Annotated in this window: 28 protein-coding genes; 4 read left to right on the top strand and 24 right to left on the bottom strand. The window is 73.7% G+C overall.

Annotation, left to right across the window (positions count from 1 at the left end):
• Positions 1-28: 28 nt before the first annotated feature.
• From ACFUJ1_RS29730 to ACFUJ1_RS29715, 4 genes are read right to left on the bottom strand one after another with little or no spacing between them, the layout of a single operon-like run.
• Entirely contained in the window at positions 29-1,240 is a 1,212-nt protein-coding gene (locus ACFUJ1_RS29730) for a ketosynthase chain-length factor (RefSeq protein WP_378650631.1), read from the bottom strand.
• The gene (locus ACFUJ1_RS29725) at positions 1,237-2,499 is read right to left on the bottom strand and encodes a beta-ketoacyl-[acyl-carrier-protein] synthase family protein (protein WP_378650630.1); all 1,263 of its coding nucleotides are present in this window, start codon (positions 2,497-2,499) and stop codon (positions 1,237-1,239) included. Before ACFUJ1_RS29725 ends, ACFUJ1_RS29730 begins: the two co-directional genes overlap by 4 nt.
• A complete protein-coding gene (locus ACFUJ1_RS29720) occupies positions 2,496-3,236 on the bottom strand; it encodes a hypothetical protein (RefSeq protein ID WP_378650629.1) in 741 nt (246 codons plus the stop codon). The genes ACFUJ1_RS29725 and ACFUJ1_RS29720 overlap by 4 nt, the downstream gene beginning before the upstream one ends.
• Entirely contained in the window at positions 3,236-4,231 is a 996-nt protein-coding gene (locus ACFUJ1_RS29715) for a ketoacyl-ACP synthase III family protein (RefSeq protein WP_378650628.1), read from the bottom strand. Before ACFUJ1_RS29715 ends, ACFUJ1_RS29720 begins: the two co-directional genes overlap by 1 nt.
• Before the next feature lie 197 nt (positions 4,232-4,428).
• Here ACFUJ1_RS29715 and ACFUJ1_RS29710 point away from each other — a divergent pair, with 197 nt between their 5' ends.
• Entirely contained in the window at positions 4,429-5,424 is a 996-nt protein-coding gene (locus tag ACFUJ1_RS29710) for an acyltransferase domain-containing protein (protein WP_378650627.1), read from the top strand.
• A 1-nt stretch (position 5,425) separates the two neighbouring features.
• On the opposite strand, the gene ACFUJ1_RS29705 is transcribed toward ACFUJ1_RS29710, so the two are convergent.
• From ACFUJ1_RS29705 to ACFUJ1_RS29625, 17 genes are all read right to left on the bottom strand, one after another.
• Complete coding sequence (locus tag ACFUJ1_RS29705; protein WP_378650626.1) at positions 5,426-6,205, bottom strand: SDR family NAD(P)-dependent oxidoreductase; 780 nt, start codon at positions 6,203-6,205, stop codon at positions 5,426-5,428.
• A gap of 82 nt (positions 6,206-6,287) precedes the next feature.
• Positions 6,288-7,139 carry an NAD(P)H-binding protein gene (locus tag ACFUJ1_RS29700; protein ID WP_378650625.1) on the bottom strand — a complete coding sequence of 284 codons (852 nt, stop codon included), beginning with the start codon at positions 7,137-7,139 and terminating at the stop codon, positions 6,288-6,290.
• An 8-nt stretch (positions 7,140-7,147) separates the two neighbouring features.
• Complete coding sequence (locus ACFUJ1_RS29695; protein ID WP_378650624.1) at positions 7,148-7,990, bottom strand: BTAD domain-containing putative transcriptional regulator; 843 nt, start codon at positions 7,988-7,990, stop codon at positions 7,148-7,150.
• Between the two features lie 288 nt (positions 7,991-8,278).
• Positions 8,279-9,208: an MBL fold metallo-hydrolase gene (locus tag ACFUJ1_RS29690; protein ID WP_378650623.1), complete on the bottom strand. Its 930-nt coding sequence runs from the start codon at positions 9,206-9,208 to the stop codon at positions 8,279-8,281.
• 55 nt (positions 9,209-9,263) lie between these two features.
• Complete coding sequence (locus ACFUJ1_RS29685) at positions 9,264-10,154, bottom strand: glutathione S-transferase C-terminal domain-containing protein (RefSeq protein WP_378650622.1); 891 nt, start codon at positions 10,152-10,154, stop codon at positions 9,264-9,266.
• On the bottom strand, positions 10,151-11,776 hold the full coding sequence (locus tag ACFUJ1_RS29680; protein WP_378650621.1) for an ABC transporter ATP-binding protein: 1,626 nt from the start codon (positions 11,774-11,776) through the stop codon (positions 10,151-10,153). The genes ACFUJ1_RS29685 and ACFUJ1_RS29680 overlap by 4 nt, the downstream gene beginning before the upstream one ends.
• Positions 11,773-12,579 carry an ABC transporter permease gene (locus ACFUJ1_RS29675; protein WP_378650620.1) on the bottom strand — a complete coding sequence of 269 codons (807 nt, stop codon included), beginning with the start codon at positions 12,577-12,579 and terminating at the stop codon, positions 11,773-11,775. Before ACFUJ1_RS29675 ends, ACFUJ1_RS29680 begins: the two co-directional genes overlap by 4 nt.
• Positions 12,566-13,549, bottom strand: coding sequence for an ABC transporter permease (locus ACFUJ1_RS29670; protein WP_378650619.1), 984 nt, complete (start codon positions 13,547-13,549; stop codon positions 12,566-12,568). Before ACFUJ1_RS29670 ends, ACFUJ1_RS29675 begins: the two co-directional genes overlap by 14 nt.
• Positions 13,549-15,114 (bottom strand): ABC transporter substrate-binding protein, encoded by a 1,566-nt coding sequence (locus tag ACFUJ1_RS29665; protein ID WP_378650618.1) that lies wholly within the window; start codon positions 15,112-15,114, stop codon positions 13,549-13,551. The genes ACFUJ1_RS29670 and ACFUJ1_RS29665 overlap by 1 nt, the downstream gene beginning before the upstream one ends.
• On the bottom strand, positions 15,111-15,572 hold the full coding sequence (locus tag ACFUJ1_RS29660) for a nuclear transport factor 2 family protein (protein WP_378650617.1): 462 nt from the start codon (positions 15,570-15,572) through the stop codon (positions 15,111-15,113). The genes ACFUJ1_RS29665 and ACFUJ1_RS29660 overlap by 4 nt, the downstream gene beginning before the upstream one ends.
• A gap of 23 nt (positions 15,573-15,595) precedes the next feature.
• The gene (locus tag ACFUJ1_RS29655) at positions 15,596-16,546 is read right to left on the bottom strand and encodes an aromatase/cyclase (protein ID WP_378650616.1); all 951 of its coding nucleotides are present in this window, start codon (positions 16,544-16,546) and stop codon (positions 15,596-15,598) included.
• A 35-nt stretch (positions 16,547-16,581) separates the two neighbouring features.
• Positions 16,582-17,322, bottom strand: coding sequence for an SDR family NAD(P)-dependent oxidoreductase (locus ACFUJ1_RS29650; RefSeq protein WP_378650615.1), 741 nt, complete (start codon positions 17,320-17,322; stop codon positions 16,582-16,584).
• Positions 17,319-17,543 (bottom strand): ferredoxin, encoded by a 225-nt coding sequence (locus ACFUJ1_RS29645; protein ID WP_378650614.1) that lies wholly within the window; start codon positions 17,541-17,543, stop codon positions 17,319-17,321. The genes ACFUJ1_RS29650 and ACFUJ1_RS29645 overlap by 4 nt, the downstream gene beginning before the upstream one ends.
• Before the next feature lie 4 nt (positions 17,544-17,547).
• Positions 17,548-18,744 carry a cytochrome P450 gene (locus ACFUJ1_RS29640; protein WP_378650685.1) on the bottom strand — a complete coding sequence of 399 codons (1,197 nt, stop codon included), beginning with the start codon at positions 18,742-18,744 and terminating at the stop codon, positions 17,548-17,550.
• A gap of 37 nt (positions 18,745-18,781) precedes the next feature.
• On the bottom strand, positions 18,782-19,672 hold the full coding sequence (locus ACFUJ1_RS29635; protein ID WP_378650613.1) for a hypothetical protein: 891 nt from the start codon (positions 19,670-19,672) through the stop codon (positions 18,782-18,784).
• Positions 19,669-21,138, bottom strand: a complete 1,470-nt coding sequence (locus ACFUJ1_RS29630) for an MFS transporter (RefSeq protein ID WP_378650612.1) — start codon at positions 21,136-21,138, stop codon at positions 19,669-19,671. The genes ACFUJ1_RS29635 and ACFUJ1_RS29630 overlap by 4 nt, the downstream gene beginning before the upstream one ends.
• A 37-nt stretch (positions 21,139-21,175) precedes the next feature.
• The gene (locus ACFUJ1_RS29625; RefSeq protein WP_378650611.1) at positions 21,176-21,442 is read right to left on the bottom strand and encodes an acyl carrier protein; all 267 of its coding nucleotides are present in this window, start codon (positions 21,440-21,442) and stop codon (positions 21,176-21,178) included.
• Between the two features lie 195 nt (positions 21,443-21,637).
• Here ACFUJ1_RS29625 and ACFUJ1_RS29620 point away from each other — a divergent pair, with 195 nt between their 5' ends.
• Complete coding sequence (locus ACFUJ1_RS29620; RefSeq protein ID WP_378650610.1) at positions 21,638-21,970, top strand: winged helix-turn-helix transcriptional regulator; 333 nt, start codon at positions 21,638-21,640, stop codon at positions 21,968-21,970.
• A 28-nt stretch (positions 21,971-21,998) separates the two neighbouring features.
• Here ACFUJ1_RS29620 and ACFUJ1_RS29615 read toward each other — a convergent pair whose 3' ends face one another.
• From ACFUJ1_RS29615 to ACFUJ1_RS29605, 3 genes are all read right to left on the bottom strand, one after another.
• Positions 21,999-22,553 (bottom strand): hypothetical protein, encoded by a 555-nt coding sequence (locus ACFUJ1_RS29615; RefSeq protein ID WP_378650688.1) that lies wholly within the window; start codon positions 22,551-22,553, stop codon positions 21,999-22,001.
• Positions 22,554-22,924: 371 nt separating this feature from the next.
• Entirely contained in the window at positions 22,925-23,281 is a 357-nt protein-coding gene (locus tag ACFUJ1_RS29610; protein ID WP_378650609.1) for a rhodanese-like domain-containing protein, read from the bottom strand.
• A gap of 9 nt (positions 23,282-23,290) precedes the next feature.
• Complete coding sequence (locus ACFUJ1_RS29605; RefSeq protein ID WP_378650608.1) at positions 23,291-23,704, bottom strand: MarR family winged helix-turn-helix transcriptional regulator; 414 nt, start codon at positions 23,702-23,704, stop codon at positions 23,291-23,293.
• 112 nt (positions 23,705-23,816) lie between these two features.
• Between ACFUJ1_RS29605 and ACFUJ1_RS29600 the strand changes: the two genes are divergently transcribed.
• Both ACFUJ1_RS29600 and ACFUJ1_RS29595 read left to right on the top strand, forming a co-directional pair.
• The gene (locus tag ACFUJ1_RS29600) at positions 23,817-24,617 is read left to right on the top strand and encodes an alpha/beta fold hydrolase (protein WP_378650607.1); all 801 of its coding nucleotides are present in this window, start codon (positions 23,817-23,819) and stop codon (positions 24,615-24,617) included.
• 65 nt (positions 24,618-24,682) lie between these two features.
• The gene (locus ACFUJ1_RS29595; RefSeq protein ID WP_378650606.1) at positions 24,683-25,747 is read left to right on the top strand and encodes a serine hydrolase domain-containing protein; all 1,065 of its coding nucleotides are present in this window, start codon (positions 24,683-24,685) and stop codon (positions 25,745-25,747) included.
• The last annotated feature ends 29 nt before the right edge of the window (positions 25,748-25,776 follow it).

The following is a 25,776-nucleotide window of genomic DNA, read 5'->3' as shown; positions in this document are numbered from 1 at the left end:
GTTCCTCGGGGTTCGGGGGGTGCGCCGGTCAGCGGCGCAGGACGAGGGCGGAGTTGAAGCCGCCGAAGCCGCGGGCCAGCACCAGCGCGGTGCGCAGCGGCGCGGAGCGCGGGGCGCCGAGCACGAGGTCGAGCTCGTAGCCGGGGGCGGGGGCACGGGTGCCGACGGTCGGCGGGATCACCTGGTCGCGCAGGGCGAGCAGCGCGGTGGCGACGTCGAGCGGCGGGCCGCCCGCGATCAGCCGCCCCACGGTCGACTTGGGCGCCGTCACCGGCACGCCGTGCGGGCCGAAGACCGCGGCCAGCGTCTCGGCTTCGGCGGCGTCGAGGCCGGGCAGCCCGGCGGCATCGGCGAAGACCACGTCGACCTCGCCCGGCTCCAGCCCGGCGTCGGCGAGCGCGGCGCGCACCGCGCGCTCCAGGGTCGGTCCGCGGCCGCTGTCCGGGTGCGGGTCGAAGGAGGAGCCGTACCCGGCGATACCGCCGTAGATCTGTGGCGCGCCGCGCTCGGCGGCGGAGTCGGCGTCCTCCAGGATGAGCAGGGCGCCGCCCTCCCCCGGCACGTACCCGGCGGCCTCGGCGTCGAACGGCAGGTAGGCGCGGTCCGGCGCTGCGGCGCGGCTGAGCCTGCCGTGCGCGATCTGCGCGACGAAGGCGTACGGGTTGAGCGGCGCCTCCAGCCCGCCCGCGACCGAGACCCGCTGGCCGCGCCGGATCAGCCTGCGTGCGTGCCCGATCGCGTCCAGCCCGCCGGCCTGGTCGGCCACGATGGAGCCGCCGGCACCGCGCAGGTCGTTGCGGATCGAGATCTGGCCGGTGTTCACCGCGTAGAACCAGGCGAAGCACTGGTAGGCGCTCACGTGGTCCGGGCCGAGGGTCCAGAGCTTCTGCACCTCGCGCTGGGTGAAGTCGAAGCCGCCGCTCGCGTTCGACGTGGTGACGCCGAGGGTGTCGCTGTCCAGCGCGGAGAGCTCGATCCCGGCATCGGCGATGGCCCAATCCGCGACGGCGACGGCGAGTTTGGTGACCGGGTCGGTCTGCGGGATGAGCCGGCTCGGCACGTGCGCGGCCACGTCGAAGTCGAGGATCTCACCGGCGAAGCGGCTCGGGTACGCGCTCACGTCGTAGCGGCTGACCCGGTCGATGCCGAGCGTGCCCGCCAGTACCGCCTTCCAGTAGTTCGCCGCGCCGAGGCCGTTCGGCGCCGCCACCGCGAGCCCGGTCACCACCACCCCGCTCACGCGACACCCGCCTTCGCCAGCACGACGGCGCTCTGGAAGCCGCCGAAGCCGCTGCCGACCGAGAGCGCGACGTCCACCCGGGCCGGGCGTGCCTCCAGCGGCACGTAATCCAGATCCAGCTCCGGATCGGGATCGTGCAGGTTGGCGGTCGGCGGCACCGCCGAGTTCGCCATGGCCAGGACACAGGCGACCAGTTCGATGGCGCCGATGGCGCCGAGCGAGTGCCCGATCATCGACTTGATGGAGCTGACCGGGGTCTCGTAGGCGTGCTGCCCGAGGCTGCGCTTGAAGGCCGCGGTCTCGTGCCGGTCGTTCTGCTTGGTGCCCGACCCGTGCGCGTTGACGTAGTCGATGGTCGTCGGGTCGAGCCTGGCCTCGCGCAGCGCGGCATCGATGGCCAGGCTCATCTCGATGCCGTCCGGGCGCAGTCCGGTCATGTGGTAGGCGTTGCAGCGCGAGGCGTGGCCGCGCACCTCCGCGTAGATGGTGGCGCCGCGGGCCCTGGCGTGCTCGTACTCCTCCAGCACCAGGGTGGCGGCGCCCTCGGCCACCACGAAGCCGTTGCGGGTGGCGTCGAACGGCCGCGAGGCGTGCTCCGGGTCGTCGTTGCGCGGGGAGGTGGCCTTGATGGCGTCGAAGCAGGCCACCGCCAGCGGCGAGATGGGGGCGTCGGCGCCGCCCGCGATCACCACGTCCGCGGCGCCGTCCAGGATCAGGTCGCGGCCGTAGCCGATGGCGTCCAGCCCGGAGGTGCAGCCGGACGACACCAGCGCGGTCGGCCCCTCGGCGCCCACCGCCCAGGCCACCTCGGCCGCGATCGAACTGGGGACCAGGTAGTTGTAGAGGTGCGGGGTGGCGTACTCGCTCTCCAGCTCCCACAGCCTGCCGGTGTCGCTGAGCACCAGGTACTCGTCCTCCAGCGAGGTGGTGGCGCCGACGGCGCTGCCGACGCTCACCCCGACCCGGCCGGGGTCGACGGCCTCCGGTTCGATGCCGGAGTCGCGCAGCGCCTCCCGCACCGTCGCCACCGCGAGCTGCGCGGCCCGGTCCATCCGCCGCTCCTCGCGGGCGCCGATGCCGTGCGCCCTCGGGTCGAAGTCGCACTCGCCTGCCATCTGGGAGCGGAAGGGCGACGGGTCGAATCGGGTGATCCGGCGGGTCGCGGTGGCGCCGGAGGTGAGCAGTTTCCAGAATTGCGCGACGTCGTCCGCGCCGGGAACGACCGAGCCGAGGCCGGTGATCACCACTCGTCGTGTCATAGCTTCTGTCCTCGGGTCGGGCTGCCGTCAGGGCAGCTGGATCGATGGGGGGTGGTGGAAGATGTCGTGCGGATCCCACAGGGAATGCCGGAGCGGTTGGCATCCTGGTCGCGGACCCCGGTGTCGGGGTAGTCGATGTAGCAGCCGTCGGTGCGGCCGTCCGGGATCGGCACGTTCCCGGTGCCCGCGTAGACGGACCGGAAGAGCCGGGTGGCCCAGGCGATATCGGCCGCGTCCTCGGCGGGCTCGGTCCACAGCGACTGGTAGAGCACCTTGAAGATCGCGCCGCGCTGGGCCACCGCGGTGTCACCGGGGGCGGCGAGCCCGACCTTGCCGCCCACCGGGTTGATCACCACCATGGCGTGGCTGTTGTGGATCTCGTCGCTGGTCAGCGCCGCGTACACGAGCTCGGCCCGGGCGTCGGTGTGCCCGCGCAGGTGGTACGCGGCATGGTTGTCGCTGCGCACCGAGAGGGTGCGGTTCTCGTCCACCGCCCGCTGCACCGCGGCCACCACCTCGGCGGTCGAGCGCGGCACCGCGATGTAGGCGGGGGCGGCGGTCCAGCGCTGGTTCACGCCGGTCACGAGTTCCCGGTAGCGAGGATCGCCCGGCTCCACGTAGGCGGGCACCGCGGGCGGTACCACCGCCTCGCCGGGCGCCCCGCAGGCCGCGGCCGCCGTGGCGGCGCCGCCGAGCGAGAGCACCCGCAGGAAGCCGCCGCGGCTGAGCGTGGTCATCAGAGCACCTCCGCCACGGCCGCGCTCCAGGAGAAGCCGGCGCCGACGCCTGCCAGCAGCACCGCGTCGCCGGTGCGCAGCAGGTCGCGCTCGCGCAGGTGGGCCAGGCCTGCGATCTGGTCGCCCGCGCCCAGGTGCCCGACGGTGCGCGCCAGCGCCCAGGTGGTGCGCTCGACGTCGATGTCGAAGGGGCGCAGGAAGGTACTGCCGAGCCTGCGCCGCCCGAAGTGCGGCAGCACGAACCAGTCGATGTCGCTGACCTTCACCCCGGCCGCCTCCAGGGCGCGGGTGACGACGAGCTCCTGCGCGCGCCGCACCTGCTCGACCACGGCCAGCGTCGAGGTGCCCGCCAGGAAGTCCTTCTTCAGCGGGTCCAGGTCCACCCGCGGCCGCACCGCGAACGGGGCCGCGCCGAACGGGTCGGTGCCGCGGTGCATCCCCTCCAGCTCCGGCTCGGAGACCTGCTCGAAGGAGCGGAATACCGCGAACCCGCCGGTGCGCGAGAGGACGAGTGCGGTGCCGCCGTCGCCGTAGACGGTGCCGGGGTCGCTGCGCCTGCGGTCGAAGCCGGGCGCGGCGAAGCGGTCGCCGGTGCTGACCAGTGCCAGCTCCAGGTCGCGCAGCGCCAGGTAGGCCCCGGCGAACTCGATCGCGGCCATCCCGCCGTTCGACATCTGCCGGATCTCCAGCGAGATCGCGTTCCGCGCGCCTGCTGCGCGCTGCACGTAGGAGGAGGGCGACCACAGGTCGTGGCCCTGGTGGTAGACGTCGGCGTGCGCGACCAGGTCGAGCTCGGCGCCGCCGACCCCGGCGTCGGCCAGCGCGGCGAGCGCGGCCGCCGCGGCGAGCTCGGGGCCGGATTCGCCGGTGGACACGGCGACGGTCGCCATCCCGGTGCCTGCGACGAGCTCCGGCGGGTGGTCGCCGTCGGTCACCGGCACGCGGGGGGCGAGCGCGGTGCCGACGCCGCGGATGTAGAGGGTGTCGTTCGCCACGATGGCGGGACCTCGCGATCGAGTCGGGCTGATCTGGAACGTTTCTCCGCTGCCGATCATGGGCGGGGCCGGTGGACCGGCACTGGAGGGCCGGTCCAGGGCGAACGGCTCCAGGGCGCCTCTACCGCGCGCCCAGCGTCCCCCGGCACGGTCGGGATCGGTACCCGCGCCCGCGGGTCGGTGGAAGGAAGGTCCCGGTGAGCGAACGACGAGATGCCCCGCGCGGCGTGGTGCTGGTACTGCCCGGCCAGGGCACGCAGCGGGCCCGGATGGGCACCGGGCTGTACGCGGCGCTGCCGGAGTTCGCCGAGCGGGTCGACCACGTGCTCGGGCACTGGGGCGCGGCGGGCGCGGAGATCCGCGCGGACTGGCTCGCCGACTCCCCCGCGCTCGGCATCGACGACATCCGGCGGGCGCAGCCGCTGCTCTTCGCCATCGACTGGGCGCTCGGCGACCACCTGCTCGCGCACGGCACCGTTCCGGTGGCGCTGGTCGGGCACAGCGTCGGCGAGCTGGCGGCCTCGGTGCTGGCGGGGGTGCTCGGGCTGGCCGATGCGACGGCGCTGATGGCGGATCGGCTGGTGCAGCTGGCCGACGCGCCGCCCGGCGCCATGCTCGCGGTCGCCGCCCGCCCGGAGGACGTGGCGTTCTGCCTCGGCGACGGGGTGGACATCGGCGCGATCAACGGCCCGCGGCAGGTGGTGCTGGCCGGTTCGCTGCCGGATATCGACCGGGCGGCGGCGCGGCTGGCCGCCGCCGGGATCAGCACCAGGCAGGCCAGGTCACCGGTCGCCTTCCACAGCGGGCAGATAGCAGCACACGCGCTGCGCTCGCTGCCCGCGGTGCGGGCGGTGCCGTTCCGCGCACCCGCGCTGCCGCTCTGGTCGGCCTACACGGGCGCGCCGCTCACCGCGGAGCAGGTGCACACCCCGGCGTTCTGGGCCGGGCAGCCCGCCGCGCCGGTGCTCTTCTGGCCGACGCTCACCGCGGCACTCGACCACGTCGGCCCGGCGCTGGTCGTGGAGACCGGCCCCGGCCGCAGCCTGAGCACGGCCGCGCGCAGGCACCCGGCTCTGGTGTCGGGCGCGTCGGCGGCGGTGGCGCTGCTGCCACACGCCGCGGGCGACCCGGATCAGGACCTGCGCGCCTTCCGCGACGCGCTGGAGCTGATCCGGGCGGGCAGCACGGTGTGAGTCAGAAGTTGCCGAGCCCGCCGCAGACATTGATCGCCTGCGCGGTGATCGAGGCGGCGGGCTCGGAGGCCAGGTACCCGACCAGCCCGGCCACCTCGTCCGCGGTCGAGTAGCGGCCGAGCGGGATGGTGGCGTTGAACTTGTCCAGCACCGCCTGCTCGGAGGTCTCCCAGATCGCGGCGTAGCCGGACCTGACCCGCTCCGCCATCGGCGTCTCCACGTAGCCGGGGCAGACCGCGTTCACCGTGACGCCGGTCGGCGCCAGCTCCTTGCCGAGCGCCTTGCTGAACCCGACCACCCCGTGCTTGGAGGCGCTGTACGGCGCCGCCAGCACCACGCCCTGCTTGCCCGCGGTGGAGGCGATATTGATGATCCGGCCCCAGCCGCGCTCCTCCAGCCCGGCGGCGAGCACGTGCCTGGTGAGGCGGAAGACGCTGTTCAGGTTGGTTTCGATGATGTCGTCCCAGAGCTCGTCGGCGATCTGCGAGGTGCGCCCGCCGCCGTTGCGCCCGGCATTGTTCACCAGGATCTCGATCGCGCCGAACTCGTCGGTTGCCGTTGCCACCAGGGTGCGCAGCTGCTTGTCGTCGCGGACGTCGGCCACCGCCCCCGCCGCCTGATATCCCTTGTCCCGCAACTGCCGCACCGTCTCGCGTACCGTCTCCGCGGTGCGCGCCGCGAGGAAGACGCGGTGCCCGCGCTCCGCGAGCGTGCCTGCGACGGCGAGCCCGATGCCGCTCGTCGCTCCGGTGACCAGTGCCGTCCGTGCCGTCTCCGGCATCTCGCCTCCTGCTGTCGTCGCTGTGGTCCGGCTTCGACTCTGGCGCACCGCGGTCCAGGCACGGTCCAGCCGGGCTCGGGGGTCAGGCGAAGCGGAAGGCGTTGGCGTAGGCCCACTGCCGGAAGGTGCGGGCGGGGCGGCCGAGCAGCTCGGCGACGGTCCCGTGCACGGTCGGGGTGAGGGTCAGGTAGCGGCGCTGCACCGGGATGTAGTCGCGGACGAACTCCGGCGACTGGGTGCGGGCCAGCGCCGCCAGCGCCTCCTCCTCGGTGAGCCGGACGAACTCGAGCGGCCTGCCGAGCACTTCGCCCAGGATCTCCACCTGGTCGGTGACGGTGACCACCTCCGGCCCGGTGAGAGTGTGCGTGGCGCCCCGATGCGCGTCGACCCCCGCGTTCAGGATCAGCGCGGCCACCGCCGCGAGATCCTCCGGATCGAGCAGCGGCGCGGCCAGTTCCGGGAAGAGCGCCTGCACCCGGCCGTGCTCGCGGATGGCAGGCGCCCAGCGCAGCGCGTTGGAGGCCAGCCCGCCGGGGCGCAGCACCGCCGTCGGCAGGCCGAGCTCGGCCAGCTGCCGCTCGGCCAGCACGTGCTTGCGGTAGATCGGGTTCTCGAAGCCGTCGAACTCGGTGTTCACCACCGCCTTCGACGAGAGCAGCAGCACCCGGAGCCCGGGGTGGGCCGCCGCCGCCTCGACGAAGGCGGCGGCGCCGTCGGCGACGGTGAGCAGGAAGACCTGGTTGATGCCGTCCAGCGCGGCGCGCAGCGAGGCGGCGTCGGTGAGATCGCCGGTCACCGTCTCGATCCGGCGGTCGAGTTCGGTCGCGGGGGTGCGGTGCACCAGCACTCGCACCGAGTGCCCCGCGGCGAGCAGCTTTCCGGGAAGGTGCCGGGCGGCGTTGCCGGTGGCACCGGTGACGAGGATGCGGGACATGTTCGCGTTCAGCGCCTTTCGTCGGTCTGGTAGGCGAGGTCGAGCGAGATGCCGCCCGCGACGGTCGCCGTGTCGTAGAGGTACTCCGCGCCGCCGAGGACGGCGTCGTGCAGCCGGCGGATCTTGGCGGAGGTCTCCAGCCCCAGCTCTTCGCGCATCCTGGACTGCAGGTCGCGGAAGCGGTCGAGTGCGTCGGCCTGCCTGCCCGAGCGGTACAGCGCGAGCATGAGCTGGGCGTGGATGTTCTCGTTCAGCGCGTACCTGGCGGAGAGGCTGGAGAGCTCGCCGATCAGCTGGTGGTGGCGGCCCAGCCGCAGCTCCGCCTCGATCCGCTGCTCGATGGCGCCGAGCCTGCGCTCCTCCAGCCCGCGCACGTAGGTCTGCAGCGCGGCGCCGGTCTGGATGTCGACCACCGCGTCGCCACGCCAGATGTCGGCGGCGGCGTTCAGCATCCGCACCGCCTTGAGGTCGTCACCGGCCGCGGCGGCCTTCTCCCCGGCGCGCACCAGCCCGTCGAAGCGGAAGGCGTCGACGGTCTGCGGGTCGGCGCGCAGCATGTAGCCGTAGTCCTTGGTGATCAGGATGCTGCGCGCGGCCTCGAGCGAGCCGACGCCGGGCAGGTCGCTCAGCGACTTGCGGATCTGCAGCACGTAGGTCTGCAGCGTCGAGCCCGCGGTCGACGGCGGCTCGTCGCCCCACAGCTCCTCCACGCACAGCCCGGTGGTGACCACGCTGTTGGCCTCGAAGATGAACAGCGCCAGCAGCTGCTTGGGCTTGGGTGCGGTCGGCACCACGGAGCGGCCGTGGAACCCGACGAAGAGCGGACCTAGGACACTGAATTCGACAGACACGGCTGGCTCACCTTCGATCTCGGCACAGCGGAGCCGCCGCACGCCGCGACCGCCACCCGTGGTGGCGGTGGGGTGATCAGCGGTGGCCGGCTCCGGAGGGGCGCGGTTGCACGGCACGAGCGCGACGGCGTCCCCGGGCTGCGTCGCGTGCGTCCCCGGCGGGACATCGGCCGCGGGCAGCGCGCCGGGAGCGACGATCGGCACGACGGGCACAATTCGCCATCGTCGCCCCCTTTCCGATCGTGTACGCAGTTTAGGTCTCCCGGCTGCCCCGCGCGACGCGAGCGCTCAGGCCGCCGACGCGGGAACCTGCCCGTCGTGCAGCGCGATCATGTCGCCGAACGAGCCCAGCACGTCGATCGGCGCCCCGAGCGGCTGCGCGGGGTCGAGTTCGAGCAGCGCGCGGTGCAGGTTCGACACCAGCCGCTCGGCCTCGCCGAGCCCCGCGAACTCACCGTGATCGGCGGCCCGCGCTATCTCCAGCGCGCTCACGCCCGCCGCGGCGCCGTCGGCCGCGAGGCTCTGGATCCACCTCAGGTAGCGGCGGTTCTCCGCGATCACCGCGGGGCCGGAGACCGGGCCGTGCCCGGGCACCACGATCAGCGGGTCGAGCGCGGCGACGGCGTCCAGCGCGGCCACGGTGCCCGCCACCGACCCCATCAGCGCGTAGGGCGCCACCCCGGCCAGCACGATGTCGCCGGCGAAGAGCACCCGCTGCTCGGGCAGCCAGGCCAGCAGGTCGCCGGTGGTGTGCGCGGGGCCGGGGTGGATCAGCTCGATCCGCGTGTCGCCCGCGTGGATCACCGCGCCCGCGTCCACGGTGAGGTCGGGCAGCCGCAGCTCGACCGCGCCCCAGTCGACGTCGCGCCAGAGCGTCGTCATGCCGAGCCCGGCCTTCGCCGCCTCCTCCCGCGTCGCGGTGTGCGCTACGATCAGCGACCGGTCGAACACCACGTTGCCGAACGAGTGGTCGCCGTGGAAGTGCGTGTTCACCAGCCACTCCGGGGCCGCGCCGTCGAGCAGCTCGGCCACCGTGCCCGCCAGCGCCCGGCTGCGCCGCTCGGTGGCGGTGGTGTCGATCAGCACCGCGTGCCCGGCGGAGCGGATCAGCCCGGCGTTGTTCACGCACCAGCCGCCGTCCGGCTGGACATAGGCGAAGACGTCGGGCGCCACCTCCTCGAGTACCGGTGCGGCGGCGTGCGCGGGGAGTGAACTCATGGCTCCAGCCTGACCGCCGCTGCTCCAGTCGCGCTCCACGAACGGTCCAGACCGGTCAGCTCCACCGCGAGGGGGTGGCCGCCGGCACCACCTGGTGCTCGCGCAGGAACGCGAAGTTGGTGCCGAAGTTGCGCCGGATCACCTCGAAGTTGGTGGTGGAGGCGAACTGCGGCACCGCGTGCAGCGCCCTGGCGTAGGCCCACAGGTGCGGGTAGCCGCGCGGGTAGAGCACGTTGGACTCGAAGATGCCCGGGTAGGCGACCTCGAACCGCACCAGCGAAACATAGAGCCGCACATCGGATTCGGTGATCGTCCCGCCGTTCAGGTAGCGGCGGCCCGCGAGCCGGGTGTCGAGTGCGGCGAGCGCCTCCATGGTGTCGGTGATCAGCGCCCGGTGGTTCTCCTCGCGTGCCTCGTGGCCGACGATGTGGATCACGCTGTGGATGTTGTCGTAGAGCCACTCGTTGATCTCGTCGATCTCGGCGCGCAGCGCGGCCGGGTAGAGATCGGCCTCCCGCGTGGCGAATTCGTCGAAGCGGATGGCCAGGTCGCGGCTGATGGCGTCGGCGTCGTTGCTCACGATGACCCGGTTGTGGGTGTCCCACAGCGTCGGGACGCCGGCCCGGTGTCCGGGCTCCATGGCCTCCCAGACGGCGCGCAGCGCGGCCGGGTCGTCGTCGGAGTAGGAGAGCGCGACGGCCTCCTCCAAGCCCTTGAGCTTGCGGGTGATGGCGGCACGGTTCGACCAGGAACAGCCCCAGCTCACGAAGAGCCGGTAGCGGCCGGGCTCGGCCGGGAACGACGGGGTGCCGAGCCTGCCCTGGAAGCGGGCGGGCGGCCGGACGATGGAGCCGTCCGGGCGGCGCATCACCCCGGCGGCGGAATCGGGCATGTCGCAGCTGGCGGCCGGGGTGTGGTCGGCGCGCCGGGAGACGTCGGTGCTCACGGGTTCTCCTCGGGGTCGGGAACGGGCCGCGGGGTCGCGGCCACGAGATCGCGGGTGTACGGGTGCCGCGGATTGCCGAAGACCTCGGCGGTGGCTCCGGTCTCGACCACCCGGCCCGCGGCCAGCACCACCAGCCGATCGGTGACGGCGGCGGCCGCGTTGAGGTCGTGCGTGACGAAGACGACGGCGAGGCCGAGGTCGGCGCGCAGGGTGCGCAGCAGGGCGAGGATCTGGGCGGTGGCGGCGTCGTCCAGGGCGGAGACGGCCTCGTCGCAGATCAGTACCCGCGGGCCGGTGGCGATGGCCCTGGCGATGGCGACGCGCTGGCACTGGCCGCCGGAGAGGCGGTCGGGGGTGTGCGACAGGACCTCCTCCGGGAGGCCGACGCGGGCGGCCAGCTCCCTGACCCTTGCCTTCCGGTCGCCGATCGCGAAGGCGCGCAGCGGCTCCTCGATGGCGCGGTGCGCGGAGTAGCGGGGGTCGATGGCGGAGAACGGCTGCTGCGCGACGAGCTGCACCGCGCGGCGGAACTCGCGGCGCGCGGCGCGGTCGAGGGTGCGCAGGTCACGCCCGGCGAAACGGACCGCGCCCGCGTCCGGGGATTCCAGGCCGGTGAGCAGCCGGGCCAGCGTGGTCTTGCCCGCGCCGGAGCCGCCGACCAGGGCGAGTGCGTCGCCGGGGGCGAGGGTCAGGGACGCCTCGTGCACGCCGGCCCCGCCGTACAGCTTGCGGACGCCGTCGAGGGCGAGGAGTTCGGCGGGTTCCCCGCCGGAGCCGGGGACGACCTCGCGCGGCCGCGTCGCCGCCGAGGGGGCGGCCGGTGCCGGGCTCGGCGGTGCGCCGAGCCCGGCGCGGGCGGCACGGATCACCGTGCCGATATCCCCCTCGGTCCGCACGGTTCCGCCGCCGAGCAGCACGCCGCGTGTCGCGCGCTCGGCGGCCAGCGCGAGATCGTGGGTCACCATGAGCACGCCGATCCGCTCGCGCTCGGCGAGCACGGCGATCCAGTCCATGACCCTGGCCTGGGCGATGGTGTCCAGCGCGGCGGCGGGCTCGTCGGCGATGAGCAGCGCGGGCCCGGCCGCGAGCGCGACCGCGATGAGCACCCGCTGCGCCATGCCGCCGGAGAGCTCGTGCGGGTAGCGCCGCGCGACGGCGTCCGGGTCGTCGAACCCGACCCGCCCGAGCAGCTCGGCGATCCGCGCCCGCCGCTGCTCGCGGGTGAGCCGCCTGGCGCCGGGCACCCCCTCCAGGAGCTGCGGCCCGACCCGCAGCACGGGATCGAGCGCGACGGTGCAGTCCTGCGGCACCAGCCCGACCCGGCGCCCGCGGATCGCCCGCATCCGGCGCCGGTCCGCGGGGTCGACCGGCTGTCCGCCGAAGGCCAGCTCCGCGGTCTCCGCGGCCGCATCGTCCGGCAGCAGCCCGAGCACCGCGTTCAGAATGCTCGACTTCCCCGAGCCGGACTGCCCGAGCAGCGCCACGATCTCCCCCGGCCCGACCTCGAGGTCGACGTCGCGCACGGCCGGTTCCCGCCCGGCGTAGCGCACGGTGAGCCCGCGCACCCGCAGCGCGGGAACCGTTGTCGCGACGGATGTCTCGGCGATCCGCACCGCGGTCATGTCCCGGCCTCCTCGGGTTGCAGGTACGCCGAGAGCACATTGACCGCGATCACGACGACCGCGATCACCGCGCCCGGCGCGATGCTGAGCCACCACTCGGTGGAGACCGAGCCGCGGCCGGCGGCGACCAGCGCGCCCCACTCCGGCGACGGCGGCGGCTCGCCGAAGCCGAGGAAGGAGAGCGCCGAGATGCCGAGCACCGCGGCGGCGAACTCCAGTGCCGCCAGCGCCGCGACCGGCCGGGTGGCGTTCGGCAGCACGTGCAGCAGCAGCACCGCGAGGTGCCCGCGCCCGGAGACCCGCGCTGCGGTGACGTAGGGCCTGGCGGCGATGCGCAGCACCTCGGCCCGCATGAGCCGGGCCACGCTGCCGATGCTGACCAGCCCGACCGCGAGCGCCACGTTCACCGTGCCGAAGCCGAAGGTGGTGATCAGACTCATGGCCAGCAGGAACGACGGCACCGAGAGCACCACGTCCACCAGCCGGCCGATGATGTCGCCGGTGAGCCCGCCGAAATACCCGGCGAGCAGCCCGAGCAGCCCGCCTGCGAGCAGCGCCACCGCGACGGCGAGCAGCGCGGCGGGTACCGAGGCGGCGGTGCCGTGCACCACCCGGGCGAAGAGGTCGCGGCCGAGCCCGTCGGTGCCGAACCAGTGTTCGGCGCCGGGTGGCCGGTAGGTGGCGGCCGGATCCACCGCGAACGGGTCGCGGCGTGCGAAGACGCCGGGGGCCAGTGCCCACCCGGCGATCAGCGCGAGCACCGCGACCGCGGCGCAGGCCCCCGCCCGCTCACGCGAGGGCACGGGCACCCCGCGCGGCGAGCTCGGGCGGTCCGCCGCCGACCCGGATCCGCGGGTCGAGCACGGGGTAGAGCAGGTCGATCACCAGGTTCACGGTGACGATCAGCGCCGAGCCGAGCACCGTCACCGCGAGCACCACCGGGGTGTCCTTGTCCACGATGGCGTCCGCGGTGAGCTTGCCCATGCCGTGCCGGGAGAACACCGTCTCCACCACCACCGAGCCGGAGACCAGCCCGCCGATCAGCAGGCCGGTCATGGTCAGCGCGGGCAGGCTCGCGTTCCGGAGCAGGTGCCCGAGCACGATCCTGGTCTCGCCGATCCCCTTGGCGCGCAGCGTCCGGACGAACGGCTGCCGCGCGGTGGCGGCCAGGCTGCGGCCGAGAATCTGGCCGACCACCGCCGCCACCGGGACGGCGAGGGTGAGCGCGGGCAGCAGCACCGCGGCCGGGCCGCGGCCGCCGATGCCGGGGAGCAGCCGCCACTCGAAGGCGACGAAGTGCACCAGCAACAGCCCGACCAGGAAGGTGGGCAGCGAGATCGCCACCACCGGGACCGTGTGCAGGGCCCGGCCGAGCCCGCGGTACCCGGTCAGCGCGGCCGCCACCGCGAGCAGGATCCCGGTGGGCAATCCGATGGCGAGCGCGACACCGGCCAGCTCGAGGGTGCCGGGCAGCGCCTCGCGCAGCACCGCCCCGACGTTCGCGCCGGAGCGGATCGAGTACCCCGGGTCGCCGCGCAGCAGCCCGAGCCCGGAGTCGAGGTACTGCTGCCACACCGGCCGGTCCAGCCCGAGCCGCTCGCGCAGCGCCGTGATCTGCGCCGCGGAGAGCCCGGCGTCGTCCGCGCCGGTGGCACTGAGCTGGATCCGCACCGGATCGCCGGGCAGCACCCGCAGGATCAGGAACGCGAGGCTGTAGGCCACCGCGACGGTGAGCGCGGCCTGCAGCACCCGGAGCGCGGCGAACCGGCCCATCAGGCGCCCCAGGCGGTGTCGTGGAAGCTGCCGTCCACCGGATATCCGGTGAGCCGGGAGTCGGTGGCCACCAGCGAGCCGGGCTCGTAGAGCGGCACCGCGAGCCCGCGCTCCAGGATGGCGCGCTGGATGGCGGCGACGGTGCTCGCGCGCTGCTCCGGATCCGCCTGTGCCGCCTGCTGATCCAGGACGGCGTTGAGCGGGTCGTCGGCGGCGAGCCGCGCCCGGTTCTTGCCCGCGGCGGCGAAGACGGTGCGCAGCACGTCCGGGTCGCCGCGGGTCTGGTTGAAGACCAGCAGGTCGTAGTCGCCCGCGTCCTGGGTCGGGGAGAGCTCGGCGACCGGGAGGCCGCGCAGCGTCAGCTCGATCCCGCTCTGCGCCCACTGCTGCTGCAGCAGCTCCAGCAGCGGGCTGTTGATCTGGTCCACCGAGGGATAGGTGAGCGCCAGGCTGAGCCGCTGCCCGTTCTTCGCCCTGACCCCGTCGGAGCCGGGACGCCAGCCCGCCGCGTCGAGCAGGCTCGCGGCCCGCGCCCGGTCGAAGCCGAGCTGGTCGGCGAGCGCCAGGTAGCCGGGCGTGTTGGCGGTGAGGATGCCGGTGGCGGGCGGTGCGGCGCCGCCGAGCGCGACCCCGACCAGCTGGCCGCGGTCGGTGGCGGGCAGCAGCGCGCGGCGCACCGCCTCGTCGGCCAGCGGGCCGCGGGTGACGTTCGGCGTCGCGGTGTAGACGACGCCGGGCGCGGCGATCCGCACCGTGCCGAACCGGTCGGACGGCAGCCCGTCCAGCTGCCGCTTGGGGATGCCGGTCGCCACGTCGACGGAGCCGGAGTCCAGCGCGTCGAACTGCACGCCGGGCTCCTTGACCAGGTGGAATTCGAGGCGCCGCAGCGTCGCCGGGCCGGGCCGCCACGGCTCGGCGCCCCAGGCGTAGTCCGCGCGCCGGACCAGGGAGACCCGCTCCTTGCCCTGGATGCTCTCCAGGGTGAACGGACCGGTGCCCGCGTACCGGCCCGCACAGCGCTCCTGCGGGCTCGTGCCCCACGCGCCGGGCGAGATCGGGGCCAGCGCGGTGGTCGATGCGGCCTGCGGGAACGAGCTCTTCGGTGCGCCGAAGCGCACGGTGAGCGTCTCCGGCGCGACGGCGACCGCCTCGACGTAGCCGCTGAGCAGGCTGTTGGCGGTGGCCGCCGCGGCACCGAGCGCGACGACGCCGTCCCAGGTGGTCTTGACCGCGGTGGCGTCGAGCCTGGCGCCGTCGCTGAAGGTGACGTCGTCGCGCAGCACGAAGGTCCACTCGGTGCCGGTGGCATTGCCGCTCCACGACTTCGCCAGCCACGGGTGCAGCGAGCCGTCGCCCGGATCCTGGTAGACCAGCGAGTCGACGAGCGGCCGGACGAAGGGGCTGCTGTTGGCGGTCAGGTTCTGCGCCGGGTCGACGCAGTCGGCGGTGTTGGCGGTCGCGATGGTCAGCGCGTCCCTGCCGATCGCGGAGTCCGCCGCGCCGCAGCCGGCGGCGGCGAGGGTGCCGAGCAGTGCCGCGGCCAGCGCCGCGGCGCGGATCCTCATGGCCGCGCCCCCTGGGCCAGGTCGTCGCGGGTCACCAGGCGGTCGGCCACCGCGAGCGCGCCGCTCGGGCCGCGGTGCAGTTCGTCCCGCACCAGCACGCTGGGCAGGAACCGCACGGCGCCGTCGCGATCGGTGAGCGAGGTCAGCGCGTAGTAGCTGACCAGCAGGATCTCCGCGGACGGGCCGGGGTCGATGACGAACTGGTCGAACCAGTGCCGGTGCGTCACCTCGGCGTGCGCGGCGGCGGTGGCCCTGGTGGCCGCGGCGATGGCCGCGCGACCGCGCAGCGCGTCGTCCCTGGAGGCGTGGCGCAGCACCCCGTCGGGGGTGAAGGTGGCGGCGAAGCCGTCGGCGTCCACGTCGTCGAGCAGCCGCGCCTGGCGGGCAAGGAAGTCGCGGACGCGGACGGAGGTCTCGACATCGTGCCGGAGGGTCCCGGAATCGTCGGTGATGGTCACGGAGTTCTCTCGTTTCTCTGTGCTCAGGCCACCGAGCGCTTCGCCTCGGCGAAGTCCCGCGCTGCCTCGAGCGTGCGAATGCTGTTGCCGCCGAGCGCGGCCCTGACCCGCCGCTCGACGTCGTCGCGGTCGGCGGCGCCGAGCCGGGCGCGTAGCGCCTCGACGTCGACCCGCGCGGTGTGGTGCGCGGTGGCGACGGTGCCCCCGCCGGACTCCGCGAGCGTCCAGCGGCCGTGGTGGCCGAGGAAGCCATCGGGCAGCACGTCCTGCTTGTAGGCGAGCTCGAACGGCCCGGTGCGCACCCGGTGCGAGCGGGTGGTGTGCGCGTCGCCGGTGCCGGTGACGGTGTCCATCTCCAGCACCTGGGTCCCGTCCAGATAGCCGAGGTCGACGCGGGAGACGTGCGGCAGCCGCTGCGGCCACAGCTCGGCCCGGTACAGGAAGTCGAAGATCGGCTCCGCGGGCGCGGCGATCTCGATGCTGTCGGCGAAGGCGAAGGTGGCGACCGAGCCGTCCGCGGCGGCGATCGCGGCCGCCGCGACCGCGGCCAGCTCCTTCTCGCTGTTGGCGTCGATCGCCCGCTCGATCCAGGCCACGTGCTCCCGGTCGTCGCCCACCGCGCTGTAGGTGTGGTCGAGGATCACCGTCGCGGTGCCGTCGGGGTGGGTCTCCACCCGCCACACGCCGGACATCGCGGCGACCGGCGGCGCCGAGACCAGCTGCCGGAAGTGCACGATTCGGCGCTCCGGGTCGAGCTCGCGCCGGGAGCGCCAGGCCTTGACCGTGCCGGGGGCGTGCGCCCAGATGTCGAGGAGCTCGTCGTCGCCGCCCGCGGCGCCGCGGCGCACGTGCACGGTGGGCGGGAAGATCACCGGCCAGCGCTCGGCGTCGGCGATCACCGCGTAGAGCGCGGCGGCGGGCGCGGCCACGTTCACGGTGTGCCTGGTGGTGTACTCGGTGTCGGGTGCGGGCATGGTCACTCCTGGGTCGTGCGGTGTCGGTTCGGGTTTCAGCGCAGGTGCACGCCGCCGTCGACCAGCAGCACGGTGCCGGTCGCGTAGGTGCTGCGGGCCAGGCCGAGCACCGCATCGGCGACATCGCCGGGCGTACCGAGGCGGCGCAGCGGCGCGATCTCCCGCACCTGGGCCCGCGGGCCGGTGAGCGCGGTGGTGAAGGCGGTGTCGATCAGCCCCGGCGCCACCGCGTTCACCCGGATCTCCGGGCCGAGGGTGGCGGCGAGCAGCCGGGTCAGGTGCTCGACGGCGGCCTTGCTCACCGCGTACGGGATCGAGCTGCCCGCGGGTCTGCTGCCCGCGATGGAGGAGATGTTGACGATCTGCCCGTGCGGCGAGCGCTTCAGGTGCTCGGCCGCGGCCACGGTGAGCCGCCAGGTGCCGAACACGTTGACCTCGAAGATCTCCCGCCAGACAGCCACCGGGGCGCCGGCCAGGTCGGCGTGCGGAATCTGCCTGGTCACCCCGGCGTTGTTCACCAGCACGTCCAGCCCGCCGAACTCGGCAACCACCCGGTGCACCAGGTCGGTGGCCTCGGTGTCGTCGGTGATGTCGGCGCGGAAGTAGCGCGCGCCGGGGATGTCGGCGGCCACCTTCTCCCCCGCCGCCACCGAGGTGGCCGAGTTCACCGCCACCCGGTAGCCCGCGGCGCCGAACCCGGCGGCGATCTCGGCGCCGATCCCGGAGGACGATCCGGTGACCAGCACCACCGGCTCGCGCGTCGCACTGTCGGTCATGTCGTCTCCCTCCGCCGGGCCGCGAAGTCGATCGCGGACACCGGGCACGTAGCGCGGACCTCGGCCAGCCGCGCGGTCAGCGTCACGTCGGCCGCGCCGATGCCGGGCCGCAGCACGACGGTGCCGAGGTCGTCGTCCTGGTCGAAGAACTCCGGGGCCAGCCGGGCGCAGTGGCCGGAGCCGATGCAGCGCCCGGCGTCGGCGCGGATGCGGACGGCCACGGCGTCACCACGCGACCCGCAGCTCGTGCAGCCCGTAGACCGATTTCTCCGGCCCGAAGGTGCTGTCGCCGGTCAGCCGCAGCGTCGGCACCCGGTCGAAGAGCCGGGTCAGCGCGATCTCCAGCTCGGTGCGGGCAAGCGGCTGGCCGAGGCACTGGTGGATGCCGAAGCCGAAGGCCAGGTGCCGGTTCGGTTCCCGGTCGATGTCGAAGCGGGTGGCCGCGGCGAACACCGCCTCGTCCCGGTTCGCCGCGGGCACCGAGGCGATCACGCCCTCGCCCGCGCGGATCACGGTGTCGCCGATCCGCACGTCCTCCAGCGCGACCCGGGGCACCCCCGTGTGCACGATGGAGAGGAAGCGGAGCAGCTCCTCCACCACCCGGGTGATCAGGGTGGGGTCGGCGCGCAGCCGGGCGTGCTGCTCCGGGTGGTTCAGCAGCGTATAGACGCCGAGCCCGATCATGTTGGCGGTGGTCTCGTGCCCGGCGACCAGCAGCAGCAGCGCCGAGCTCTTCAGATCCTCCGGGTCGAGCTCACCGGTCAGCACCCGCTCGTGCACCTGCCGGGAGAGTACGTCGTCACCCGGCTCGGCGCGCTTGCGCTCGGCGAGTTCGCCCAGGTACTCCCGCAGCTCGACGACGGCCCGCGCGCTCTGCTCCAGGGTGAACTCGGAACTGAGCATGCGGCGCCCGCGCTCCTGGAAGTACTCGTGGTCGGCGTAGGGCACCCCGAGCAGCGCGGCGATCACCGCGGAGGGGATCGGCAGCGCGAAGTTCGACACCAGGTCGGCCGGTTGCCCGGCGCCGAGCAACTGCTCCACGGCGCGGTCGACGATCTCCTCGATGGCCGGGCGCAGCGCGTCGATCCGCTTGACGATGAACTCCCGGCTCAGCATCCGGCGCAGCCGGTCGTGCTCGGGCGGATCGAGCCGCAGGAACGGAATGTGCTTCTGCCCCACGCTGGCCCGCAGCGCGGCGGAGACGAACGGGAAGCCGGCGTTGCGGGCGTCCGCGCTGAACCGGTGGTCGCCGAGCACCGCCTTGACGTCCTCGTAGCGGGTCAGCAGCCAGGCCTCGGTGCCGTTGTAGAGGGTGATCCGCGCGGTCGGGGTGCTGCCGCGCAGCAGCGCGTACTCCCGCGGCGGGTGCAGGTCGTCGGTGCGCTCGAACGGGAACGGGGGCGCCTGGGTCGGCGTGTGCACGGACAAGGCTGAAACCTTCCTTCGGTGAGCTGACGGGTCAGGAGGTGCCGAGCCGGTCCCAGGACAACGCGGGGTCGTGTGAGAGCAGCCGGTTCTCGGCGTGGGCTTTGGCCGCCTCCAGCGTGTCGAGGCTGTGTTTGCCGAGCGCGCCGCGGACCCGCCTGGTGGCGGCCTCGACGGTGGCGTCAGGGCCGAGCACCTTCTCGATCCCGACCGGGTCCAGCGCGACGGTGTGCCTGCCGGTGATGGTGACCGACCCGGCGTGCTGCTCCACCGACCACTGCCCCAGGTGCGCGCGGGCGATCGGCGGCACCGAGCTCGGCTTGTACACCACCCGGGAGCTGCCGAGCAGGATCCGTAGCGACGGAATGCGATGCCGCGCACCGTCGTCGGCGCGCACGGTGGTCCACACCCGCTGCACGCCGCCCTCGTCCTCGTCCCAGGCCACGTCGTCGACGTGCGCGAGGGCGGCGGGCCAGTGCGTGAGGTCGCGCAGGAAGGCGTAGGCCTCGGCGGCGGCGCCGTGCGTGCGCACCATGTCCTCGAAGGTGTACACCCAGGCGCCGTGACCGCCGGGCAGCGCGGCGGACTCGATGAGCTCGGCCAGCACCCGGCGCACCGCGGGGACCAGCGGCGCGTCCGGCGCCGCCTCGACCGGCGCCGCGTCCGGGGCGGCGTCGCGCTGCCTGCGCACCGTCACCGGCGCGGCGGTGTCCGCACCGAAGACCAGCACCGTGCCGTCCGCGCCCGCGCGGCGCTCCAGCACCACCGGGCGCACCGTGCGCTCCTCGGCCAGCCACAGCTCGAAGATCTCCGCGTCGTCGCTGGCGGTGAGCGCCCTGGTGTGGATCGCGGGCCCGGCGAACAGCGGCCAGGCGTGCACGTCGGCAAGCAGCCGATCGACGGGTGAGGGCAGTGCGGTCATCATCGACTCTCTTCTGCTCGGGGACCGGTTCCGGTGCGCGGGCGCCCCGGCAGCAGCGCCGCGCTGAGCGCCGCGAGCACGAGGATCACCGCGGCGACGGCGAAGGCCGTCGTGTAGCCGTCGGTGATCGCCTGCGCGTCGGGCGTGCCGTCGCCGCGGGTGCGGGCGGCGGCGACGATGGTGAGGACGGCGAGCCCGACCGAGCCGCCCAGCTGCCTGGTGGCATTGGCCAGCCCGGAGACCACGCCCGCGTCCTGCGGCGCGGCGCCGCCGATCGCGGTTGCCGCGGTCGGCGCGAGGGCGAGCCCGATGCCGAGGAACACCACCAGCCCGGGCACCACCACCGACCAGCCGATGCTCGAGTCCGCGTCCAGCGGGGTCAGCGCGGCGAAGGCGAGCGCGGCGAGCGCGGTTCCGGCGATGATCACCAGCCGCGGCGGGGTGCCGCGCTTCAGCAGCCTGGCCGCCGACTGCGCCCCGATCACCGTGGTCACCGCGAACGGAACGAAGACCAGCCCGGCGGCGAGCGCCGAGAGCTCGCGCACCCCCTGCAGGTACAGCGAGACGAAGTACAGCACCGAGAAGAATCCGGCGCCGAGCAGGAACATGGTCAGGTTGGCCACCGCGACCGCGCGCTGCCGGACGATCCGCAGCGGCAGCAGCGGGTGCGGCACCCGCGCCTCGACGACGACGAAGAGCGCGAGCAGCGCGATCCCGATCAGCACCGCACCGGTGCCGACGGCGTCGAAGGCGGCCTCCTTGCCGAACCGCACCAGGCCGTAGACCAGCGCGAGGAAACCGGCGGTGACGGTGGCGCCGCCCAGCACGTCCAGCCTGCCCGCGGCGCGCTCGGCGTCCCTGGTCAGGTACGTCAGCGCGAGCACCGCGAGCACCAGCCCGACCGGCACGTTGACCAGCAGCACCCAGCGCCAGGAGAAGAACTCGGTGAGCAACCCGCCGAGCACGGCGCCGATCGCGCCGCCGACGGCGCCCATCATGGTCCAGGTCGCGATGGCCTGGGTGCGCCGCGGCCCCTCCGCGAAGGCGGCGGTGAGGATGGCCAGCGTGGCCGGGGCGAGCACCGCGCCGCCGATCCCCTGCACGGCGCGCGCCGCCACCAGCCAGATCGCGTTCGGTGCCAGCCCGCCCGCCAGGCTGGCCAGCGTGAACACCACCAGGCTGAGCACGAAGACCCGGCGCCTGCCGTACAGGTCGGCGGCCCGGCCGCCGATCAGCATGAAGCCGGCGAAGGTCAGCGTGTAGGCGGTGACCACCCACTGCAGATCCTCCTCGGCGAAGCCGAGCGATCCGCGGATGCCGGGCAGCGCCACATTGACGATCGAGACATCGAGCACGACGATCAGCTGTCCCGTGCAGGCGAGCGCCACCAGGATCCAGTCCCTTGTGCGGCGCTCGGTGTCCTTGACCTGCGGCGCTTGCGCGGGCGCCCCGTCGATTCCGTTCGTCATATCCGCTTTCCCGATCGTGTCGTGGCGCCGCCCGCACTCAGGCGCCGGCGCCCGCTCGCAGCCCGGCCTCGAGCTGGGTGAGCAATTGGCGTGGGGTCGTGATGTTCTCGAGTTCGTCGTCGGACAACTTCACGCCGTAGCGGCGCGCGATGATCGCGGCGGCCTCGAGCAGGGCCAGCGAGTCGTAGCCGAGTTCGGCGAAGTCGGTATCGAGCACATCGCCCTCGAGATCGACCGATTCGTCCTCCCCGGCGGCTTCCCGCAGGATGTCCTTCAGCTCCGCGGCGCCGAATTGCACGCTCATGGTTCGCTCCTCAGCTCGTCTCCTCGATCGGACCTGCCGAGCCTGACAGCACCCGCTGGACGATCCCTGGAATCGCGCTGTAGCCGAAGGGCATCTACGCACCATCATCGCCACAGCAGCGATACATTGGTAAGAAGCCACTTTCAGGTGTGCTACTCACCGACGGAAAGTTTGCAGATGACCACGCTTTTACCCGTGATCTCAGAGAACCGCGCGCTGCTGCGTCGCGACTGCCCCGGCCGGGCGCTGCTCGACCACATCACCGGGAAGTGGGGCGTACTCGTGCTCACCTCGCTCGCCGACGGCCCGCTGCGGTTCCATCAGCTGCGCGCCCGGATCGACGGCGTGAGCGACAAGATGCTCACCCAGACCCTGCGCACCTTCGCAGGCGACGGGCTGGTGGAGCGCACGGTACTGCCCACCGCGCCGCCCTCGGTGAGCTACGCGCTCACCGACCTCGGCGCCGAGGCCGCGCAGGAGCTGGAGCCGTTCCTGCGCTGGGTGCGCACGACGGCTTCGCGCCCATAGGGTTCCCGCCGCGCGGGGCGGGGGATTGTCAGCGCACGAGGCGCAGGCAGGCCCTGGTGCCGCCGGCCAGGCTGTCCAGCCACTGCTGCGCGCCGTCCCAGCCGTCGGCGCGGGCGCACTGCAGCAGCAGCCGCAGGGCGGTGAGGGTGAACTGGCGTTCCCGCGGACCGAGCGACAGCAACCCACTCGCACGCTGCTGCCAGAGCGGCGCGCCGTGGTCCGGGTAGGCGACCTGCTCGGCCGCCATCTGCGCGACGACGGCCTCGTGCAGCCCGGTCCGGCGCGGGTCCTCGTCCAGCCAGCGCAGCGCGCCGACGGCCCGGCCCCAGGAGGTGAGCCGGTGCTCGTAGCAGAGCGGGATACTCCGCGAGTCCGGCCGGAGTGGCTCGAAATCGGTTAGCAGTTCGCGCATTCCGGTGGTGGTGACCCCGTCCCACCAGCGCACCGTCATGGTGTCGACGGCACCGCCCCCGTTCGCCGGGCCGGTGCGCATCAGGTGCACGCGGCAGCCGGCCAGCTCGGCCAGCCGCGCGGAGGCCCGCACCAGCTCACCGTCGACGACATCGGCGCATTCCGATCCCACCCGCGTCTCCCTCCACGCATACGGCAAATATGCCGCAACGATACGGTCCGGTGGGCGCGCGCGGTCCTGATACCGCGGAAATGGCCCCGCCCCCGCCCGGAGAATCCGGGCGGGGGCGGGGTGGTTATGCGGTCGAGCGCTCAGGAAGAGCCGGTGGAGCCGAAGAGCAGGTCACTCAGTCCGCCGACGACATCGAGCAGCAGTTCCACAAGACCCATGATCGTTCTCCCCATTCTCTCTCGAACGCGACCGGGGTCCTTCCCCGACGCACCCGCGACGTTAATGGGGCTGGGCAGCGGAATCGAGCGAAGTTACAGGTCAGAGGGATTACCGTCGGGAGCCCGCACCGCACCGGGAGGGGCCGGGCAGGTTTACTCCGCCGAATCCTGGCTCCGCCCGGTCAGCGCACCGCCCGCGGCCCGCCACTGGATCAGCCCGCCGCTCATATTGACGGCGTCGAAGCCGTTCTCCACGAGCAGGTTGGCCGCGCCCGCCGAGCGCAGCCCGCCGGTGCAGAAGGTGATGAGCAGCCGCTCCTCCGGCAGCTCGGGGCAGCGGTCGAGCAGCGCCTCCAGCGGCAGGTGCACCGCGCCGGGGATGTGCGTGCGGCTCCACTCGAACTCGCGCCGGACATCGACGATCAGCGCGCCATCGGCCACCAGTCGCAGCGCCTCCGCTGCGCTCACCGCCGGTGGCCTGCGCAGGTAGTGCCGCAGCCTGGTACTCATTCCTTCAGTCTAACTGAAGGTCATCCGGGCGAGCTCGGCCCGCAACCCAGCGGTCAGCTCCGGATGCCGCGCGGCGAACTCGGCGTCCAGCCGGGCGACGACCTCGGCCGCCCGGCCGAGCAGCTCCTCCCCCGCCGCCGTCACCCGCAGCGTCGACGCGGCCCCCGGCTGCGCCGTCCCGTCGTCCACCAGCCCGCCCGCCACGAACCCGCGCACCGCCGTGTGCGCGCTCTGCACGGTGATCCGCGAGCGCCGCGCCAGTTCGCTGAACGAGATCCCCGGCGTGCCGCGCACGTGCCCGAGCAACCCGTACTTGCGGGTGGTCAAGCCGAGCGGTCGCAGCGCCTCGGCGTAGGCCGCGTCCACCACCCTGGCCACCGTCAGCAGGGTGATGGTGGGGCTGAACGGTGGGCGCTCGGGCATGGGGGCAGGGTACCCGGCGATCTTCTAGTGATCGAAAATTCCCGCACGGCAATCCGATTGACAGGCTCAGTTCACCGTATAAGTTACCGAGTAATCTTCTACGATCGGCGCCATGAACCCACGAAGGACCCGCGCGGCGTTCGGCGCCGCCCTCCTCGCCGTCGCCGGCCTCGCCACCGCCGCCCCCGCGCACGCCGCCGACCGCCCGACCGTCGTCCTCGTGCACGGCGCCTTCGCCGACTCCTCCGGCTGGAGCGAGGTGGCGGCGCGGCTCGGCGCCGACGGCTATCCGGTGCGCACCTTCGACAACCCGCTGCGCGGCCCGGCCTACGACGCGGACCGGCTGGAGCAGTTCCTCGCCGGGCTGGACGGGCCGATCGTGCTGGTGGGGCACTCGTACGGCGGCGTGGTGGTGACCAATACGCACGATCCCGACGTGCGGGCCAACGTCTACGTGGCGGCGTTCGCACCGGAGCGGGGGCAGCGCATGCTGGAGCTGCTGAACCCGATCCCGTACCCGGGCAGCCTGCTGCTTCCGCCCGCGCTGCTGGCCGGGCCGGTGCCCGATCCGACCAGCCCGGCCGGGGTGAACCTGGACGCCTTCGTCACCGAGCCGTTCTTCCGCGAGGTCTTCTGCCAGGACGTCCCGCCGGCCAGGGCGGCGGAGCTGTTCCGGCACCAGAAAACCGCCGCCGTGGGGACCAACCTGGAGCCGACCGAGGACCCCTCGTGGGCGACGGTCCCCAGCTGGTACCTGGTCGCCGGGCAGGACCGGGTGCTGCCGCCCGCGCTGCAGCGCGACACCGCGGCGAGGGTGGCGCCCGGCCGCACCCGCGAGATCACCGCCTCGCACGCCGCCTACGTCGCGCAGCCGGGCGCGGTCGCCGACATCGTCCGGGCCGCGGCGGGCTGACCCTTCAGGGAAGCAGCCGGAAAACACGGGGCGCAACCGGTTTTGCGGGGGCTAGCGTCCCTGCGATGACCGAGATCCATGGTTCCTGGGACGCCAGCTTCGCCGGGGTCGCCGAGGCGCTCGGCGCCGCACTCGGCGCGGACGGGGCGGGCGCATCGGCCGCCGTCTTCGTCGACGGGGAGCCGGTGCTCGACGCCTGGGGCGGTTTCCGGGACGCGGCGCACACGCTGCCGTGGGAGCGCGACACCATCGTGAACGTCTGGTCCACCACCAAGACCATGGTGGCGCTCTGCGCGCTGATCCTCGCCGACCGCGGCGAGCTGGAGCTGGACGCCCCGGTCGCGCGGTACTGGCCGGAGTTCGCCGCGGCGGGCAAGGCCGAGGTCAGGGTGCGGCACCTGCTCGGCCACACCGCCGGGCTGCCGGAGTGGACCGAGCCGGTGACCGCCGCCGAGCTCTACGACGGCCCCGCGGTCACCGCGGCGCTGGCCGCGCAGCCACCCGCCTGGCCGCCGGGCACGGCGGCCGGGTACCACGCCGTCACCTTCGGTTTCCTGGTCGGCGAGGTGATCGCGCGGGTCAGCGGGCGCAGCGTCGGGCAGTTCTTCGCCGAGGAGGTGGCCGGGCCGCTCGGCGCCGACTTCCACATCGGGCTGGCCGCCGAGCACGACCACCGGGTCGCCGAGCTCGTCGCGGACCCGGCCGGGGACCGCCCGGACGGCTTCCCGGTCGGCGTCTCGGACGCGAACACCGCCGCCTGGCGGCGCGCGCAGATCCCGGCGATCGACGGCCACGGCAATGGCCGCTCGATCGCGCTGGTGCAGTCGGCGCTGGCCTGCGGCGGCAGCGTCGGCGGGGTCCGGCTGCTCTCCGCGGCCGGGGCCGAGCGGGTCTTCGACGAGCAGTTCGCCGGCACCGACCTGGTGCTCGGGCAGCCGATCCGCTGGGGTCTGGGCTACCGGCTGGAGAACCGCACCTGCTCGTGGGGCGGCTGGGGCGGCTCGGTGGTGCTCTCCGACGCCGAGCAGCGGATGACGGTGGCGTACACGATGAACCAGGTGCTCTGGCAGGACGGCTACGACCGCGGGCTGGACGTGGTGTTCGCCGCCTACGCCGGGATCACCTCCTGACGAGAACGGCGCCCCGGCCACTGTGTGGC

It is taken from the genome of Nocardia sp. NPDC057227 (assembly GCF_042669725.1).
GTDB classification, from domain to species: domain Bacteria; phylum Actinomycetota; class Actinomycetes; order Mycobacteriales; family Mycobacteriaceae; genus Nocardia; species Nocardia asteroides_A.
This window is presented reverse-complemented; position numbering and strand designations above follow the sequence as displayed.